The 234-nt window shown below is 33.3% G+C and carries 1 pseudogene; it reads left to right on the top strand.

Annotated features, from left to right (window positions below):
• A pseudogene (locus V2H77_RS00005) lies at window positions 1-98 on the top strand (30S ribosomal protein S5 alanine N-acetyltransferase); the annotation flags it as partial.
• Window positions 99-234 lie beyond the last annotated feature (136 nt).

Raw genomic sequence — 234 nt, 5'->3', positions numbered from 1 at the left:
GTGAAGGCTATGCCAAGAAATACCTGATGATTAATGGAGTCTGGCAAGATCATGTATTAACCGCATTGACAGATGAAAAATGGAGTGGAAAAAGTTGATTATTAAGCTGTACTGTCACCAAATAAAGTAAAGCAAGTGAGTAATGATGAATTAAATCACCGTTGAAAATCTGCTTTCCCCACACCTTATTTTTGACCCTTTTTTAAGGACTGATTTTAATTTATTGATTTTTAA

Source organism: Photorhabdus sp. P32 (assembly GCF_038085095.1).
Classification (GTDB): domain Bacteria; phylum Pseudomonadota; class Gammaproteobacteria; order Enterobacterales; family Enterobacteriaceae; genus Photorhabdus; species Photorhabdus luminescens.
Note: the sequence above shows the minus strand (reverse complement) of the source record. Positions and strands in the feature narration are given on the sequence as shown.